Annotated in this window: 14 protein-coding genes and 1 pseudogene; 10 read left to right on the forward strand and 5 right to left on the reverse strand. The window is 56.5% G+C overall.

Annotated features, from left to right (window positions below; genetic code table 11):
* Positions 1-59: 59 nt before the first annotated feature.
* A protein-coding gene (gene prfB, locus PSQ90_RS15615) for a peptide chain release factor 2 (RefSeq protein ID WP_282211184.1) occupies positions 60-1,182 on the forward strand; the annotation gives its coding sequence in 2 pieces (ribosomal slippage) (positions 60-128 and positions 130-1,182; 1,122 coding nt in all).
* On the opposite strand, the pseudogene PSQ90_RS15625 reads toward prfB, so the two are convergent.
* A pseudogene (locus PSQ90_RS15625) lies at positions 1,179-2,344 on the reverse strand (M23 family metallopeptidase). The gene prfB and the pseudogene PSQ90_RS15625 overlap by 4 nt on opposite strands.
* A gap of 76 nt (positions 2,345-2,420) precedes the next feature.
* Positions 2,421-2,909, reverse strand: coding sequence for a peroxiredoxin (locus tag PSQ90_RS15630; RefSeq protein WP_282211187.1), 489 nt, complete (start codon positions 2,907-2,909; stop codon positions 2,421-2,423).
* A gap of 254 nt (positions 2,910-3,163) precedes the next feature.
* On the opposite strand from PSQ90_RS15630, the gene PSQ90_RS15635 reads away from it, so the two are divergent.
* On the forward strand, positions 3,164-6,640 hold the full coding sequence (locus PSQ90_RS15635) for an AsmA-like C-terminal domain-containing protein (RefSeq protein WP_282211188.1): 3,477 nt from the start codon (positions 3,164-3,166) through the stop codon (positions 6,638-6,640).
* A 25-nt stretch (positions 6,641-6,665) separates the two neighbouring features.
* On the opposite strand, the gene tyrS is transcribed toward PSQ90_RS15635, so the two are convergent.
* Both tyrS and PSQ90_RS15645 read right to left on the reverse strand, forming a co-directional pair.
* Positions 6,666-7,910, reverse strand: a complete 1,245-nt coding sequence (tyrS, locus tag PSQ90_RS15640; protein WP_282211189.1) for a tyrosine--tRNA ligase — start codon at positions 7,908-7,910, stop codon at positions 6,666-6,668.
* A 39-nt stretch (positions 7,911-7,949) separates the two neighbouring features.
* Entirely contained in the window at positions 7,950-8,612 is a 663-nt protein-coding gene (locus PSQ90_RS15645) for an alpha/beta hydrolase (protein ID WP_282211190.1), read from the reverse strand.
* Positions 8,613-8,893: 281 nt separating this feature from the next.
* Here PSQ90_RS15645 and PSQ90_RS15650 point away from each other — a divergent pair, with 281 nt between their 5' ends.
* The 8 genes from PSQ90_RS15650 (at position 8,894) to PSQ90_RS15685 (ending at position 17,071) form a co-directional block, all read left to right on the forward strand.
* Positions 8,894-10,039 carry a cysteine desulfurase family protein gene (locus tag PSQ90_RS15650; protein WP_282211191.1) on the forward strand — a complete coding sequence of 382 codons (1,146 nt, stop codon included), beginning with the start codon at positions 8,894-8,896 and terminating at the stop codon, positions 10,037-10,039.
* 67 nt (positions 10,040-10,106) lie between these two features.
* On the forward strand, positions 10,107-11,606 hold the full coding sequence (gene sufB, locus PSQ90_RS15655; RefSeq protein WP_282213092.1) for a Fe-S cluster assembly protein SufB: 1,500 nt from the start codon (positions 10,107-10,109) through the stop codon (positions 11,604-11,606).
* 59 nt (positions 11,607-11,665) lie between these two features.
* Positions 11,666-12,427, forward strand: coding sequence for a Fe-S cluster assembly ATPase SufC (gene sufC / locus PSQ90_RS15660; protein ID WP_282211192.1), 762 nt, complete (start codon positions 11,666-11,668; stop codon positions 12,425-12,427).
* A complete protein-coding gene (gene sufD, locus PSQ90_RS15665) occupies positions 12,427-13,641 on the forward strand; it encodes a Fe-S cluster assembly protein SufD (RefSeq protein WP_282211193.1) in 1,215 nt (404 codons plus the stop codon). The genes sufC and sufD overlap by 1 nt, the downstream gene beginning before the upstream one ends.
* 30 nt (positions 13,642-13,671) lie before the next feature.
* A complete protein-coding gene (locus PSQ90_RS15670) occupies positions 13,672-14,892 on the forward strand; it encodes a cysteine desulfurase (RefSeq protein WP_282211194.1) in 1,221 nt (406 codons plus the stop codon).
* A gap of 14 nt (positions 14,893-14,906) precedes the next feature.
* Positions 14,907-15,305 (forward strand): SUF system Fe-S cluster assembly protein, encoded by a 399-nt coding sequence (locus PSQ90_RS15675; RefSeq protein WP_282211195.1) that lies wholly within the window; start codon positions 14,907-14,909, stop codon positions 15,303-15,305.
* Between the two features lie 53 nt (positions 15,306-15,358).
* Positions 15,359-15,739, forward strand: a complete 381-nt coding sequence (locus PSQ90_RS15680) for a HesB/IscA family protein (RefSeq protein ID WP_282211196.1) — start codon at positions 15,359-15,361, stop codon at positions 15,737-15,739.
* Positions 15,740-15,811: 72 nt separating this feature from the next.
* The gene (locus PSQ90_RS15685) at positions 15,812-17,071 is read left to right on the forward strand and encodes a 3-phosphoshikimate 1-carboxyvinyltransferase (RefSeq protein ID WP_282213093.1); all 1,260 of its coding nucleotides are present in this window, start codon (positions 15,812-15,814) and stop codon (positions 17,069-17,071) included.
* Here the strand turns inward: PSQ90_RS15685 and PSQ90_RS15690 are convergent, their stop codons facing one another.
* Positions 17,072-18,118 carry a GGDEF domain-containing protein gene (locus PSQ90_RS15690; RefSeq protein WP_282211197.1) on the reverse strand — a complete coding sequence of 349 codons (1,047 nt, stop codon included), beginning with the start codon at positions 18,116-18,118 and terminating at the stop codon, positions 17,072-17,074.
* Between the last annotated feature and the right edge of the window lie 25 nt (positions 18,119-18,143).

The raw sequence follows: 18,143 nt of genomic DNA on the forward strand, positions 1-18,143 counted from the left end.
AAGTCTTGATCGCCGCTGCGGGCTCGGCTACACGAACGCCACGAACAAAGGAACCTGTGATGCGTACGGAAGTTGAAAAGGCCGTGGCCGGAATTGAGCAGGTGTTGACCCTGCTGAGGAGGCATCTTTGACTGGGATACAGCACAACTTCGCCTCGACGCGCTGAACGCGCAAACTGAATCTCCCGATTTCTGGAACGACCCGGAAAAGGCGCGCGCTGCGATGCGTGAGCGCGATGATCTCGATGTAGCAGTTAAATCGGTCCACGAGCTTGAAAGCGGCATTTCTGACAATGTCGAATTGATCGAACTTGGCGAGGCCGAGGGCGACGATGAAATTGTTGTCGAAGCTGAAACTGCGCTGTTCGACCTGCAATCGATGGCCCGCCGGCGTCAGATCGAAACGCTGCTTTCGGGTGAAGTCGACAGCAATGATTGCTATCTGGAAATCCATTCTGGCGCAGGCGGCACCGAAAGTCAGGACTGGGCCAACATGCTTTTGCGCATGTACACCCGCTGGGCTGAACGCCGCAAGATGAAGGTCGAGACCATCGAAATGCACGATGGCGAAGAGGCAGGCATCAAGTCAGCCACGATCCAGATCAAAGGGCACAACGCCTATGGCTGGCTCAAGACCGAAAGCGGTGTGCATCGGCTTGTGCGGATCAGCCCCTATGATTCGGCAGCGCGGCGCCACACCAGCTTTTCCAGCGTCTGGGTCTATCCGGTTGTCGACGATAGCATCAACATCGAGATCAATGAATCCGATCTCAAGGTGGACACCTATCGGGCTTCGGGTGCGGGTGGGCAGCACGTCAATACGACCGATTCCGCCATCCGAATTACCCACGTGCCGACGGGAATTATCGTGGCCTGTCAAGCCGAGCGCAGCCAGCACAAGAACCGGGCGACCGCCATGGCGATGCTGAAGGCGCGGATGTATGAGGCGGAAATGCAAAAGCGCGAAGAGGCCGCCAATGCCCAGGCGGCCAGCAAGACCGACATCGGTTGGGGCCACCAGATCCGCTCCTATGTCCTGCAGCCCTATCAGATGGTCAAGGACCTGCGCACAAGCGTGGAAAGCGGCCAACCGGCGCTGGTGCTTGATGGTGACATCGACCAGTTCATGGAAGCAGCGCTTGCCGAGCGTGTTGGCGTCGCAACCGATACTGACGGCGACTAGCCGAGCAGCTGTTGCAGGCGCTTGCCGGCGTTGAGATAGTTGAGGGGATTGACGGCCTGACCGTTGCGCCGCACTTCAAAATGCAGGTGTGGCCCGGTCGAGCGTCCAGTTGAGCCGACCTTCGCAATGGGGGTGTCGGCGCTCACCGCCTGACCTTTTTCGAAAGGAAGGCAGACAGGTGGCCATATCGAGTTATGAGGCCGCTAGGATGGGTCACCTCAACGACATTGCCGTAGCCTGATTTTCGACCGACATAGGTGACGGTGCCAGCGCCTGCACTATAGACAATGGTGCCGGTTGCCGCGGCAAAATCCAATCCCGAATGGAAGGCGCCCTTGCCGGAAAACGGGTCGGTTCGGTTGCCAAAGCCGGAACTGCGCCGAAATGCACCGTTTAGCGGCATGTGCACGGGGGCGTCGCCAATGGCATTGCGCGCTGTCTTGTAGCGTACCAGCGCCGCCATCGTCGAATTTGCGTCATCAACAATGGAACCGCTTTGCGCGCCCGGTACCGCTGGCAAGAACGGACCACCGACGCCCAGTTCGTCATCGTCCGGCATGTTGATCTTGATGCCGATCTTGTTGAGTTCGCTTACGATACCTGTGGTTTTTTCCGTCGCGGACTGAGAAATCGCGCTCATGGCATAGCGGGTTTCGTGCATCATTTGCGAGACTGAGCGGGCCGTCTCGTCAATTTTCGCGTTGCCGGTAACCACCGGGGCGACTTCGTCGCTGTCATCGATGGCCGCCTTCTGATTTTCCGGCGGCGGAACGGCGTCGATTCCCAAGGCCTCGGCTTTGCCGACAAGAACCTTCACCAATTGCTGCTGCTCGAGCAAGACTTCCTGCTGCTGGGATACTTCCTGAAGCTGCAGGTTCAGATCGCCAGCCTGCGCGTAGCTGCGCGAATTGAGCCGATCTACTTCGATGCGAAGCTGGTCGATCCGCTCTTCGTAGGCATTGACGATCTGATCGTTCTGACCATTGGCAATCGCCGCAATATCTGGCGCAAACAGAAAGGCGGTACCCAGCAAGGCGTTGCCGGCCAGAAGCACGGTAAACATGGAATAAAACAGGGCCGGGTGAATGCCAGATTTTCGTGTCGACGCCGACTTTGCGGCGCTTTTATCTCCACCGCGGGCAAACCCACTCTGCTGACGCATACAACTGACCCCGAACGCTCGCTATATTTTGGTAAGGGTAACTGTGTATGGTTAACAAGCAGGTAAACCAGCCAATTCAGCCTGCCGGCCATTGGCGATTTAACTCCGCCAGTCGGGCAAGAACCTTTCCCGCATGGCCCTTGATCCGGGGTGCCGCGATGATGTCGGCGATGGTGCCATCCGGCGCAACGATCACGCTCGTGCGCACCACGCCCATATATTCGCGACCATAGTTCTTTTTCAGCCGCCAAATATCGTAAGGGCCGATGGCCTGGTGCTCTGGATCAGCGGCAAGGGCAACGCTCAGTTTGTACTTGTCACGAAAGGCGCAATGGCTGGCAATATCGTCCGGCGATATGCCGAGGAGTATTGCCCCAAGCTGTTCAAATTCCGGGGCCAGCGCAGAAAAGTCGAGGTTCTCAATTGTACAGCCTTCGGTGTCGTCCTGCGGGTAGAAGAACAGAACGACGGCTTGCCCACGATGTCCGGATAGCTGGAATTGGGTGCCTTGATCCGTTGGCAATGAAAAGTCTGGCGCTGCCGTGCCAACTGTCAGTGTTTGCATCGTTGCTTCCTTAGCTGTGGTAACAGTGTTTTCACCGTGTATCGCCATATTCCAGCCGGTATGATTGGCCAAGACGAGCGAAGTGGCAGTGATTCCACAATCTTGTCAGTAGACAGTGCCGCATTTGGCAGCAATTTGGCATAACTCAATTTGGCTGATCTGGCTGAGCCCAAGGTTGGCAGGACCAGACAGGAGGGGACAACTATCGCTGCAATTCCCCTATCTGGCCGCCAGTGAATAGCCAGCCAAAGGCCATGGAATCGCCATCGCCACGCCTGATAAAGCGACGCATGCCGCCGCTGCCGCGCGCCGCCCGAATTGTCGCGTGGGTGCTGGGTCTGCCTGCGCTTTTATCGCTCCTGCTTTATGCTGTCATGTTGATCACGCCGATCAAATTGCCATTCGGCAGCAATGCGGTGCAAGCGATTGTTGCTTCGGCACTGCCGCCGAGCAGCACGCTTGAGTTGGGTGACATGGCGTTGGCGCTGGAATCCGGCGTTTGGCCAGTCGTCCGGTTTAGCCCGGTGTTGCTGACCGATGCCAAATCCGGTGCGCGGGTAAATATCGGTGCGCTGGAAGTCGGCTTTTCACCGGTTCGGGCACTATTTGGCCAGCCCGGCGCGACTATCACCGTCGTGGCGCCCCATGTTCAAATCGTACAGGATCTCCTGGGCCCGCGCGTTTCCAGCTTCGATGTGGTTGATGATCCAGATGGCGGGCCGCCGACCGTGCGGGTGCTCGAAGGTGCGGATACATTTCCTTCGTTTGACATATCCACTGATGGCATTGATGTCAGCGGGCAGACGCCGGTGTCGCCCGGCTCCAAACTGCGCTCGGACAATGACTGGCTGATCTATAATCTGGAGGCGATGGAGCAGGGCGTTGCCCAGATTGTTGAACAGGCGACCCACGGACGTTTTTCGAAACTGGTGGTTCGCGATGGGATCGTTGATACAACGGATTCGGTCTATGGCCTGTTCAGGCGCATGGAAAAAGTCTCGCTGAACATTGCCCCGGGAACCGCAACTGGAAGCGCGACCGGCAGTTTTGCCGCAACGCTGGGCGGACGGACCATGTTTGGCTCGCTTGAGCGCAGTCTGGATCCCGACGGTGGTGCGCGGCTTGAAGCTGATGTTACAAATATTGATTTTTCCTCGGTGCTTCCCTTTCTAGACGATCCTGAGAGCCTGCTGGCGGTGCGCGGCGCTGGCGCATTGTCGGTGGATGTCCGTTTTGCACCAGGATCGGGAAAGCCGGAAAGCGGGCAGTTCAAGGTCGATTTGACGGGCCTGGATTTGTGGATCAAGGACGATAGTTTTCCCATTGCCAGCTCGATCCTTGACATTGACTGGTCGCCAAAGGATGCGCGCTTCACGTTGGGCGAATCAACGCTACAGGTTGGTGAAAGCCGCGCCCGACTTTCGGGCGTGTTCGTCATGGGGCTGGACAAGTCATTTGGACCGACGTTGGGCATCGCACTGCACGCCAGCAACGTGGCCATCCAGCCGCCCGACCTGCCTGCGCCTGAAGAGCCCTTCACATCCGTTGATTTTTCTGGCTGGTCTGCGCCGCTTTATGGCGCGATCGGCATCGACCGGTTGCTGGCGGTCAAGGATGATGCGCGGATTGAAACCACGGGGCGCGTCGATATGTTGCGGGCAGGGCTAGGCCTTCAACTTACAATTGCGGGCGAAAATGTTGGCGCTGACGATTTGAAAAGGATCTGGCCATCGCTGACCGGCAGCGACAGCCGCAACTGGTTCGTCGCCAATGTGCCGCAGGGGATGGTCGACAGTGCGACGCTAAAATTCAATTTTCCCGTCGGCACACTGGGTCTTGATGGCGAAGAAAAGCCGATCCCCAAGGATTCTATGACCATCGACATGGTTGGGACCGGGGTTTCCGTCAAACCAACGCCCGCGATGGATGCGATTGCCATCGAGGGAAAGACCCGATTGCAGGTGCGTGATTCCGACGTCACCATATCGGCAGATGGTGGGTCGCTGCAGACGGAGAACGGACCAATCAAGGTGGGCAATGCCGCCCTGATCATGGACAATTCCAACCCCAACGAAAGCGTTGTCGAAGTTTCAGGCGATATCGACGCTACCATTCCGGCGCTGGTGGCGCTGGCGCGCGAGCAACAACCCGAAACGCTCGATGCTCTAGCGCTGCCACTCGATCTCAAGTCATTGGCCGGATCGGTGGATGTGGGCATGGTGACGACCATAAAGCTGGCGAATGAAACCACCGGCGCACCGATGAAAATTGATTATGTGCTCAATGGTTCGGTCGATAATTTCGCCAGTTCCGAGCCCATTCAGGGACGCAAGATCGGCAACGGCCAGATCAGGTTCAGCGCCTCCCAGAATGGCTACCAGATGGCGGGTACTGCCGATGTCGATGGGATGAACGCTGAAATATCGGTCGATGGCACGCCCGATTCAGATCCTCGGTTCAAATTGTCCTCGGTGATCGACACAAAGGATCTGGCCGCGTTCGGGTTTGACGGATCTGAATATATTTCGGGTCAGGCGCGCTGGGTGGCCCAACCCATGCCCGACGGCACTATTCAGGTCGCGGTCGATCTGACGAATTCGGCCCTGACGATCAAGGATCTGGCGATCAACAAGGCCGTTGGTGTGGCAGGCATGCTTCGTGCCGTCGTTAAGATGGACGGGGACGTGACAGAGTTGAGTGACGTCGATTTGGCTTTCGATCAGACCCACCTTGCGGGCAGCTTGAGGTATGACGCCAAGAAAGGGCTGGAATCGGCCGATTTCACTCAGTTTGCACTGAGTGCGGGCGATAGTGCGCAAGTTTCGCTCTCGCCCACCACCGGCGGATATGAGGTGCGCATTCGGGGTGCACAGCTGGATCTGAAGCCGATGTTGCAGCGCTTTTTCGGTCTGGGGGAAGGCACGGGGGGCGTTGAGGCTACTCAGTTTACGCAAACGCTGGCGCTGGATATCAAGCTCGACCGGGCCTTGGGTTCATATGCGACCACCGCCTTTAATCTCAGTGCCAATATGCTGTTGCGCGGTTCGGACCTGCGGCGTGCCAGTCTGACGGCGCAATTTGGCGAGAACAACGCTGTTTCGATTACGACAAACCCGACGCCCGAGGGTCGCACCATGCTGGTGGCCTTCAATGATGCCGGGACGATCCTGCGCCTGCTGGGTGTATATTCTCAGCTTGCCGGTGGGGAGGGAAGCCTGGTGCTCAACACCATAACCGACCAGAAGGTGCAGGCGGGCGAATTGCAGATGCGCAATTTTGCTATCGTTGACGAGGCCAACGTCGCCCAGATTTTGGGCAACCATCAGGATTCTCGGACGGCGATCAGCAAGCAGAACCGGTTGGATTTCAATAGTGGCGAGGTCAAATTCGTTCGCCGTTCAGACCGGGTGGAGGTGAGCGAAGCCATCCTGAGTGGCGCAACTGTGGGTGGGACGGCGCGGGGTTTTATCTATACCGATCAGCGCCAGTACGACCTGACCGGCACTTATGTACCCCTGTTCGGCCTCAATAGCGCCTTTCAGAAAATTCCATTGATCGGCCCCTTGCTGGGCGGCCGTGAGGGTGAGGGGCTGGTGGGGGTTACGTTCGCGGTCACGGGACCGCTGGACAATCCGAAATTCAGGATCAATCCGCTGTCAGCGCTAGTACCGGGCGCGTTCCGGGAACTGTTTGAGTTCCGGGCAAAAGAACAGCCGCGCGCTGAGGAATAGCGCGTGGCTGCCGAATGGGCGGCGATCACACGGGTTTTAGAAGCGCGTGACGTTTTTTGCCGACAGATAGTTTTAAGACGCCTTCGGGCAACAAGGCGTTGTCGCCAAGGTTGAGGCGTTCGTCTTCGATCAGGGCGTCATTGACCCGCACAGCGCCGGATTTGACGTGTCGCCGCGCCTCACCGTTTGAGTTGGCGAGGCCGGCAAGCACCAGAGCGGCCTGAATGCCGATGCCGTTGGCCAGTTCGGCATGATTGAGGGTGACGGTGTGCAGCGACAGGTCCAGTGCACCGGTTTCAAAAGTCGAGCGCGCTGTATCAGCCGCTTCTTCTGCGGCCGAGCGGCCATGCAGCATGGCCGTGACTTCGGTTGCCAGTCGCTTCTTGGCTTCGTTGATGTCGCCGTTTGCGACGCGATCAATCTCGTCAAGCGGTAAGGTCGTATAGAGCTTGAGGAAGCGATTGACGTCGGCGTCATCGACATTGCGCCAGAACTGCCAGAAATCATACGCGGAAAGCAAATCCTTGTTCAGCCAGATGGCGCCGTTGAGCGATTTGCCCATCTTTGCGCCAGACGCCGTCGTCAGCAGGGGTGTGGTCAACGCGTAAAGCTGCGGGGTACCCGTGCGGTGTCCGAGATCAATGCCATTGATGATGTTGCCCCATTGGTCCGACCCCCCCATTTGCAGGCGAACGCCGTAGCGCCTGTTCAGCTCCACGAAATCGTAGGCCTGCAGGATCATGTAGTTGAATTCGAGGAAGGACAGCGATTGCTCGCGATCAAGGCGTTGTTTGACCGAGTCAAAGGCCAGCATGCGATTCACCGAAAAATGCTGGCCGTAATCGCGCAGAAATTCGAGGTAATTGAGCGGCAGTAGCCATTCAGCATTGTTAAGCATCAGGGCATCTTTGGAGCCCTCGCCAAAATCCAGATAGTTGGCGAACACCTGCTTGATGCCGTCGATATTGGATTGAATGGTGTCGGTGGTCATGAGTTTGCGCGCTTCGTCCTTGAACGAAGGGTCGCCCACCATACCGGTGCCGCCGCCCATAAGGGCCACGGGGCGGTGACCGGCTTTTTGTAGCCAATGTAGCATCATGATCTGGATCAAGCTGCCAACGTGCAGGCTGGAAGCGGTCGGATCAAAGCCGATATAGGCCGTCACCATTTCTGTGCTGAAAAGCTCATCGAGCCCGGTATTATCCGATGTCTGATGGATAAAGCCGCGCTCAAACATGGTGCGCATGAATTCGGATTTGAATTCGGACATGGAAGCCCTCGAAATTTGGTATTCTGAAGTGGGCGCGGCCTAGCGGCCCTTGCCCTCGGCGATTTCCTGACGGCGGCGGTCCAGATATTCGGCGCTGCGTTCAGTCAATTCGTCGATCTTGCCTTCAAAGAAATGGTTGGCGCCGTCAACAATCTGCTGCTCGATGGTGATGCCCTTTTGCGTCATCAGCTTGTCCACAAGCTTTTGTACTGACGTTGGCGGGGCAACGCGATCCTTGTCGCCATGGATAATCAGGCCGGAAGACGGGCAGGGGGCGAGGAACGAGAAGTCGTAGAGGTTTTCCGGTGGCGCCACAGAAATGAAGCCTTCCACCTCAGGACGGCGCATCAGCAACTGCATGCCGATCCAGGCGCCGAACGAAAAACCGGCGATCCAGCAGCCGCGGCTTTCGCGATTGATCGCCTGCAGCCAATCAAGCGCCGCCGCCGCGTCGGACAGTTCACCAACGCCATGGTCGAACAAGCCCTGCGAGCGCCCAACACCGCGCGAATTGAAGCGCAGAACCGAGAAACCGCGTTCGACGAACATATAGAACAGATTATAGACAATCTGATTGTTCATCGTGCCGCCAAATTCAGGATGGGGATGCAGCACGATGGCGACGGGAGCGTTTGGCTCCTTTCCGGGCTGGTAGCGACCTTCAAGACGCCCCTCGGGGCCGTTGAAAATGACTTCTGGCATGTGTTTCTTCCGGGGCCGATGTGGCTCTGTTGGTGTGGTTATGACGGCCCAAAAGACAGGCGAAGCGGCTTGACTAAGCGAACTCCGCTGCCTAAAACATGGGTCGAAAAACCAGTTTAGAATTATTCGAAACAGGTTTTCAGGCCGCCAGGCGGCTGATTAAGTGCGCCCCTTGTAATGAAAGTGGGCCTCGGAATTCAAGAAGTGTTTGTCCCGAGGTCGGCGCGATGGCGTTGTAGGGGCTATTTTGAACGGCGCATGGGCGTCATGGGTGCCAAAAAATGGCCAAATTGGCGATCTATCTTGATCACAACGCTGCCGCGCCGCTTTTGCCAGAAGTGCGGGCCGCGTTGATTGCTGCGCTGGAGTTGACGGGCAATCCATCTTCGGTTCATGCCCATGGGCGCAAATTGTATAATTTGATAGAAAATTCCCGCGATCAGGTTGCAGGTTTAGTCGGAGCCGAGCGGACGCAATTGGTCTTTACCGGCTCGGCCAGCGAGGCGATCACGCAGGCGATTGTTGGTGGCGCGACGGCATTGCCCGTTCAGCGCATCATTATGTCTCACGGTGAACATTCTGCCAGCATGAGTGCTGCGGATGCTAGCCGATTGCCAATTCACAAGATTGGTCTTGATGGGGACGGTGTGATCCGTGTCGGTGAGCTTGCTGACGCCTTGCGCCGCGCCGAAGCGGCTGGCGAAACGGTTCTCGTCGCGGTCCACTGGGTCAACAATGAGACCGGTGTTGTCCAGCCGATGGCAGCCATCAATGCCTTGGTTGGCGCGTCGCCTCATTATCTTTTTGTCGATGCGGTTCAAGCACTTGGCAAGCTGGATCTGGAATTTTCTGCCAACGCATCCGATATGATGGCTATCAGCGGTCACAAGATCGGCGCGACGGCTGGTGTTGGTGCCCTGTTGATGAAAAGTCACGCCGATCAGGTGCGCCTCATTCCGGGCGGCGGACAGGAGCAGGGACGCCGAGGCGGCACCCAATCTGCCGCTGTCATCGCCGGGTTTGGCGCGGCGGCCGCCGCTTTTGGTGAGTATTATCAAGCTGCTGAGCCGAAGACGCTGGTTCAGGAACTTGAAAACGGTCTAAAGCGATTGGCTTCGGACCTGATTATATTTGGGGCCAATGCCGAACGGATTGGCAATGTCGTCAATTTTTCGGTGCCGGGAATGAGTAGCGCGGTGGCGATGATGGGACTGGATTTGTTGGGCCTTTCGGTGTCATCAGGCTCGGCCTGTTCTTCAGGCAAGGTAGGCCGCAGCCATGTGCTGTCGGCGATGGGCATTGAACCTGAAATTGCAGACTGTGCCCTCCGGGTCAGTCTGGGCTGGAATTCGACGTCCGATGACGTTGCTGCCTTTCTGGCGGGATTTGAAACAGTGCTGACGCGTCAGCGCAGTCGGGCGGCATAGGCCGCCAAGCAAGTGATTTACAACCTAAGGCGTCCTTGAAACGCCGGTGGTCATAGGAGAAGTGATGATGTCTGCGCTCGATATTCCGACGCTCAAGGAAAATATTGATCGGGAAACCGTTGATCAGGTGCTTTCGCTTGACGTCGACAAGTACAAGTATGGATTTTCGACCGATATCGAATCCGATATGGCACCCCAAGGGCTGTCCGAAGATATCGTCCGGTTCATTTCCGCCAAGAAGAACGAGCCGCAGTGGATGCTGGATTGGCGTCTGGACGCTTACCGGCGCTGGCTGACGATGGACGAACCCGCCTGGGCAAAAGTGCATTATCCGCAGCTCGACTTTCAGGACATGTACTTTTATGCCGCGCCCAAGTCGACGCCGGCACCGACGAGCCTGGATGAAGTCGATCCAGAATTGCTGGCTATGTACGACAAACTGGGCATTCCGCTGAAAGAACGCGAAATCCTTGCCGGGGTCGAGCGGCCCAACGTAGCGGTAGATGCGGTGATGGATTCGGTTTCCGTCGTCACGACGTTCAGAGAAGAACTGGCCAAGGTCGGCATCATTTTCTGCTCGATCTCGGAAGCCATTCGCGAGCATGCCGAACTGGTCCAGAAGTATCTGGGTTCGGTTGTGCCGGTCACCGACAATTATTATGCGACACTCAATAGTGCCGTTTTTACGGACGGCTCATTTGTTTACATCCCAAAGGGCGTGCGCTGCCCGATGGAGCTGTCGACCTATTTCCGGATCAATGAAAAAAAGACCGGCCAGTTTGAACGCACGCTGATCATCGCCGAAGACGATAGCTATGTGAGTTATCTTGAGGGCTGCACGGCACCAATGCGCGATGAAAGCCAGTTGCACGCGGCTGTCGTTGAGCTCGTGGCGCTTGAGAATGCCGAGATCAAATATTCCACAGTTCAGAACTGGTATCCGGGCGACAAAGACGGCAAGGGTGGCATCTATAATTTCGTCACCAAGCGCGGCGATTGCCGTGGCAACGGTTCCAAGATCAGCTGGACCCAGGTGGAAACCGGATCGGCTATCACCTGGAAATATCCAAGCTGCATCCTGCGGGGCGACAATTCGCGCGGTGAATTTTATTCAATCGCGATTTCCAACGGCTATCAGCAGGTCGATAGCGGCACCAAAATGATCCATCTGGGCAAGAACACCTCCAGCAAGATCATCGCCAAGGGCATTGCCGCAGGCTTTTCGGACAATACCTATCGTGGGCAGGTTTCGGCACATGCCAAGGCAAAAGGGGCACGCAATTTCACGCAGTGCGACTCGCTGCTGATCGGCGACAAGTGTGGGGCTCACACGGTGCCTTATATCGAAAGCCGGAACGCTACTGCGGTGTTTGAACACGAGGCCACGACGTCGAAAATTTCCGACGATCAGATGTTCTACTGTCAGCAGCGCGGTCTGAACGAGGAAGAGGCGGTTGCGCTTATCGTCAATGGTTTTGTGCGGGATGTGCTTCAGCACCTCCCCATGGAATTCATGGTCGAATCGCAGAAGCTGATTGCCATTTCGCTCGAAGGCAGCGTCGGCTGACTACTTTTTAATTGCGGGTGGCGCCGTTGGCGACCCCGCTCCCTTTTTGGAGACAATCAATGACCAATCCAATTCTCGAAATCCGCAACCTGCATGCGCGGATCGAAGACCGTGAAATTCTCAAGGGCGTCAATTTGGCGATCCCAGCCGGTGAATTGCACGCGGTCATGGGCCGTAATGGTTCGGGCAAGTCGACGCTGAGCTACGTGCTGGCGGGCAAGGAAGATTATGAAATAACCGAAGGCGAAGTGCTGCTCGATGGCGTGGACTTGCTTGGCATGGAGCCCAATGAGCGCGCCGCTGCCGGCTTGTTTCTGGCCTTCCAGTATCCAATCGAAATTCCTGGCGTTGCCACGATGACGTTTTTGAAAGCTGCGATGAATGCGCAGCGCAAGTCTCGCGGCGAAGGGGAAATATCAACGCCCGACTTCATGCGCGCGGTCAAAGAGGCCGGGGCCTCGCTCAATATCGACGCAAGCATGCTGAAGCGCCCGCTCAACGTTGGATTTTCGGGCGGCGAGAAGAAGCGCGCCGAAGTTCTGCAGATGGCGCTGCTGGCGCCAAAAATGTGCATCCTTGACGAAACCGACAGCGGTCTGGACATAGACGCGCTGCAGGTTGTTTCAAAGGGCGTCAATGCCTTGCGCTCAGAGCAGCGCTCCATGCTGGTGATCACCCACTATCAGCGCCTGCTCAATCACATTGTTCCCGATGTTGTGCATGTTTTCTCGGACGGTCGAATTGTGGAAAGCGGCGACAAGTCGCTGGCGCTGCAGCTTGAGGCCAAGGGTTATGCCGATTTTGACAGCGAGCCCGCATAATGTTGAAGCCAAAAATGCCAGTGCGGCTGAACGCAGCCGAAGAAACATTGATTGCACAATTGACGGGAGCTGGTGACAGCGCGCAAGCCGAGCGCCTCAGCGTGACGGGTCTGCCGACACGGCGGGTCGAAAGCTATCACTACACCGACCTCAAAATGTTGCTGAAATCGGTCCCACCTCTGGTTGGGGCGGCCAATACGGCCAGTGCCCCCGCTTTGCGTCTGGCTGGCGCTTATCGGTTGCTGATTGCCAATGGCGAGCCGCAGGCCAGTGCCACCGCGCCAGCGGGCGTGATCGTCGGTTCATCTGACGGTGCGGCGCTGAGCGTCCACGATGATGTGCTGGTTCGGCTCAATACCGCATTTGCAAAAAAGAGCCTGAGCCTGACGCTCGAAGGCACGGTCGATCCGATCATCCAGATTGATCGGCGTACCGAAGGGACCGCAGCGCATTCCGCCAGTTCGGCACGCATCTTTGTGGCGGACGATAGTTCAGCGACAATTTTGGAGACCTATTCTGGATCCGACGAAGCGCACCTGACCAATAACGCCAGCTATATTGCCGTTGGCCGCAATGCGCAGGTTACCCATATTACGGTGGACCTATCCAGTGATGGAGTAACGCACTTTGCCACCAACGAGTATGTGCTGGCCGAGGGAGCCAAGTTGCGCACTTTGGCGATCCATGCCGGTTCAGCGCTGGCACGCACCCAGATATTCGCAAAATTTGCGGGTGAGGGCGCGCATGCTGACATTGCCGGATTGAACCTGGTTGATGACGGTCAACATCTTGATTTCACACTCGACGTCAATCACGCCGTGCCAAATACGACCAGCCAGGAAGTGTTCAAGCAGGTAGGGCGAGGGCGATCAAAGGCTGTGTTCCAGGGCAAAATCGTGGTTGCGCGGGACGCTCAGAAGACCGATGCAAAAATGATGATGCAGGGTTTGATGTTGTCGGATCAGGCGGAAATCCTCTCCAAGCCTGAACTTGAAATTTATGCCGATGACGTGGTGTGCGGGCATGGCTCGACGTGCGGCGAGTTGGATGCAGATTCCATGTTCTATCTGATGAGCCGCGGCATTTCCCGCGCTGAAGCAGAGACCATGCTGGTTCGCGGTTTCCTTAAGGAAGTGCTGGATCCGATTGAGGACGCCGAACTCAACGAGGCTTTGACCGCTGTCGTTGACGACTGGCTGGTTGGCGGCAAGTAGCGGCAGACGCTTTAGCCGCAAGGACACAATATGAGCTTTGATCTCGCAGCAGTTCGCGCCGACTTTCCTATCCTGGCCGAGCAGATTCACGGACATCGACTGGTTTATCTCGATTCTGGGGCTTCGGCGCAAAAGCCGGCTCAGGTGCTGGATCGCATGGATTACGCGTTCCGCCACGAATATGCCAATGTTCACCGTGGTTTGCACACGTTGGCAAGTCGGGCAACCGAGGCCTATGAGGGCGGTCGTGAGGTTGTTCGCAAATTTTTGAACGCGGCACGGCTCGAGGAGATCATATTTACCCGTTCTGCCACCGAAGCGATCAATCTGGTTGCGGCTTCCTTTGCCGGGCCGCGCATTGGTGAAGGAGATGAGATCGTCACCACCGTCATGGAGCATCATTCCAACATTGTGCCGTGGCATTTTCATCGGGAACGCAAAGGCGCGGTGATCCGTTGGGTAGACGTCCACGATGACGGCGGGTTTGATCTAGACGCATTCGAAGCGGCGCTGTCGCCACGGACCAAAATGGTCGCGATCACGCATATGTCGAATGTGACCGGTACGATCACGCCGATCCGGCAGGTCATCGAAATCGCACATGCGCGCGGCATTCCTGTTCTGGTGGACGGTAGCCAGGGTGCCGTTCATACGGAGGTCGACGTTCAGGCGCTCGACGCGGATTTCTATGTGATGACAGGGCACAAGCTTTATGGGCCAACCGGGATCGGTGTGCTCTATGGCAAATATGATCTTCTGGCGGAAATGCAGCCCTATCAGGGTGGCGGCGAAATGATCGAGTCGGTTACGCTCGATGATGTGACCTACAATGAACCGCCACACCGGTTTGAGGCGGGAACGCCACCCATTGTGCAGGCTATTGGACTGGGTGCTGCGCTTGGCTATATGGAAATGCTCGGGCGCACCGCAATTGCGGCACACGAAGCCGATGTTGCTTCTTACGCGATGGAAAAGCTCCAAAAAATAAACTCCCTGCGCCTTATTGGCACTGCTGAGGGCAGGGGCGGGATTTTTTCGTTTGAAATCAAGGGCGCTCATGCCCACGACATATCCACCATTCTGGATCGCTACGGCATTGCTGTGCGGGCCGGGACACATTGCGCGCAGCCACTACTGCAGCGATTTGGCGTCACCTCTACCTGCCGGGCCTCGCTGGCCCTATATAATGGCAAGGACGATGTTGATGCTCTCGTTGAGGGCATTGAACGTGCCCAGAAATTTTTCGCCTAGATTGCGGGGTTACCATGACTGAAGAATCTGAAATCGCACCCGCTCCGGCTTTGCCCGTTGATAATCGTGTTTTGCCGACTCATGATGGCAATCTGCCCGCCGATGAGGTCGAACGGATTACCAACGATCTGATCGGAGCGTTGAAAACCGTCTATGATCCGGAAATTCCTGTCGATATTTACGAGCTTGGGCTGATCTACAAGGTCGATCTGGATGATGATCGCAATCTGGCCATCGACATGACGTTGACGGCACCGGGATGCCCGGTTGCCGGCGAAATGCCCGGCTGGGTCGAGAATGCGGCCCTTTCGGTCGAAGGTATTCAGGGCGTTACGGTAAGCATGGTGTTTGATCCGCCGTGGGATGCCAGCCGGATGAGCGAAGAGGCTCAAGTTGCGCTGAACTGGTGGTAATTTGCCGCTAGAGTCGCTATATATCGCAAAAGGCCGATGAATGAGGTTGTGCGATGGCATTCAAGATCATGACGCTGAGTGATGCCGCTGCCGAGCGGATCAGGGAAATTATTGAAGACTCCGACAAGCCGGTAATCGGCGTGCGCGTTGGCGTGCGCAATGCCGGTTGTGCTGGCATGGCCTATACGCTGGACTATGTGACAGAGGCCCTTGCGGGGGACGATCACGTCGAAGACCAGGGGCTAGACGTTTATGTGGAGCCCAAGGCGACGATGTTTTTGCTTGGCACCGTCATGGACTTCGAAGAGTCCAAAATGAGCTCGGGGTTCACCTTCAAGAACCCCAATCAGACAGGCGCCTGCGGATGTGGGGAAAGCGTTCAGCTTGAACCGGCTGACCTCAAGGCCATTGCAGAGGCTCGCGCCAGCGCCTAGGCGTTGCGTTAGGCAGAAACTTGTCATAACAGTCGGCCATATTTTGCCGTGCTGCGAGTTAAGTTCATGAATATGTTGCCCCCAGCACTCACCATCGTCCCACCGAACCGTCCTTTGGTGGGGCGCGTAGCGCCTCCGGGTTCCAAATCCATTACCAACCGTGCCTTGTTATTGGCCAGCCTTGCCGACGGGACCAGTCGATTGACGGGTGCGCTCAAAAGCAAGGACACAGCGCTGATGGCTGCCGCTTTGGGGCAGATGGGCGTTCGTGTCGGCGAGCCTGACGATACCAGCTTTGTTGTCTCTGGGACTGGGAAATTGCAAGCGCCGAGCGGTCCGTTGTTTTTGGGCAATGCCGGGACAGCGGTGCGGTTTTTGACGGCGGCGGCAGCAACAATTGACGGGCAGGTGGTCATCGACGGCGACGAGCACATGCGCAAGCGTCCGATAGCGCCGATGGTTTCTGCAATCGCTTCGCTGGGGGTTGATATCAGTTCAGAAACAGGCTGTCCGCCAGTGTTGGTGCGTGGCGGCGGCAATTTTGGCCAAGGACGCGTCGAAATTGATGGCGGGTTGTCCAGTCAATATGTTTCGGCTCTATTGATGGTTGCGCCTCTGGGACGCGGGCCCATTGAGGTGGCGCTGACGGGCGGCAATATTGGTGCGCGTGGCTATATTGATCTCACATTGTCCGCGATGCGCAGTTTTGGCGCTGAAATCGAGCAAATTGATGATGGCACGTGGCGCGTTGCGCCGACCGGCTATCGAGCAACTGACCTTGCAATCGAGCCCGATGCTTCGGCCGCAACGTATTTGTGGGGCGCGCAGGCACTGACAGGTGGCGAAATTGATCTGGGCATCGCTGCGGACAAATTTACCCAGCCAGACGCGCGGGCCGAGGCGTTCATCGCTTTGTTCCCCAATATGCCTGCTGTCATTGACGGCTCGCAAATACAGGATGCCGTGCCGACACTGGCGGTTTTGGCGGCGTTCAACAACAACCCTGTTCGCTTCGTCAATATTGCTAATTTGCGCGTCAAGGAATGTGATCGGGTCGCTGCGGTTGCCAGCGAGTTGGACAGAATTCGTCCCGGTCTTGGCCGAGAAGATGGTGATGATCTTATTGTAGCAGCCGATCCGGGATTGGTAGGCCAGAAGTTGCCGACGCGAATTGAAACCTATGCCGATCACCGAATTGCAATGAGCTTTGCGCTGGCAGGGCTGAAGATTGAGGGCATTACGATCCTTGACCCCGCATGCAGCGGAAAGACCTACCCAGGATATTGGGATACTCTGGCGGGCCTAGGTGTCGAAATGAAGCCGGGGAATTGATCAGGCAGCGATGATTTTTGCCAGTTCCTGTTCGCTTACAACGCGATTGCGACCGGAATTTTTTGCTGCATAAAGGCATCGATCGGCGCGCTCGATCAGCGATGCCGACGTGTCTGAAGGCATAAACTGCGCCACGCCGAATGATGCTGTAATGCGTCCCAACTTCTCGTTGGTCGAGCGTTTCAGCAGTTCTTTGGCGTGAATAGCTTTGCGGATGTTTTCGGCCACGATCACTGCCCCAGCAATATCGGTCGTTGGCAATATGGTCATGAACTCTTCGCCGCCGTAGCGTGCGGCAAGGTCTCGGCCTTTGATATTGGCTTTAAGTGTGGTCGCGACCAGTCGCAAGACCTGATCGCCTGTTTGGTGTCCAAAGGTATCGTTGAAAGTTTTGAAGTGATCAATGTCAACGATAATCAGGCATAGGGGCTCACCCGTGCGGACAGCATCTTCGACAGCGTTGTCGATACTTTCATCAAAGCTCTTGCGATTGGCGATCTTTGTCAGCGAGTCGATCATTGACTCCCGCCGCACCTCTTCCAGATCGCGTTGAAGGGCGGAAATATCTTCGCGCGACGCTTCCAACTGATCTTCAAGATTGCTGTTGGTCTTTTGCATGTGCTGCGTTTCGCTGAGCAATTGCCGCGTCATTGATTTGAGATCATCGGCGCTTACGCCTCGATCCAGATCACCGCTGGCCACCTTCAGGGAGCCCGAATAGGATTCGGCGGTCAACATCGCCGTGTCGATAGCGTCATTTACTGATTCAATGCGTGCGTGCATGCGCTCGGAGACATTGGTAATCCGCTCGTTGACGTCATAAGACTTCAAGAATTCGACGCACAACGCCTCCACGACGTCAGTAGTCAGTGGCTGGCCGGAACGAAATAATTCATTCATCCGCGCATTCAGGGGCACGTTTACGCCAGTGGCATAGGTATAAAGTAACTCGTAAAAATGAGGATAGGCCGGAATCTCGCAACGCTTCAACAGCTTCATGGCTGCGTTTGCGTAGCTCAATGCGAGTTTGAATTCCTGCTCGGACAATGTTTCCTCACACCCATCACGTCAT

Source organism: Devosia rhodophyticola (assembly GCF_028816475.1).
Lineage (GTDB): Bacteria > Pseudomonadota > Alphaproteobacteria > Rhizobiales > Devosiaceae > Devosia > Devosia rhodophyticola.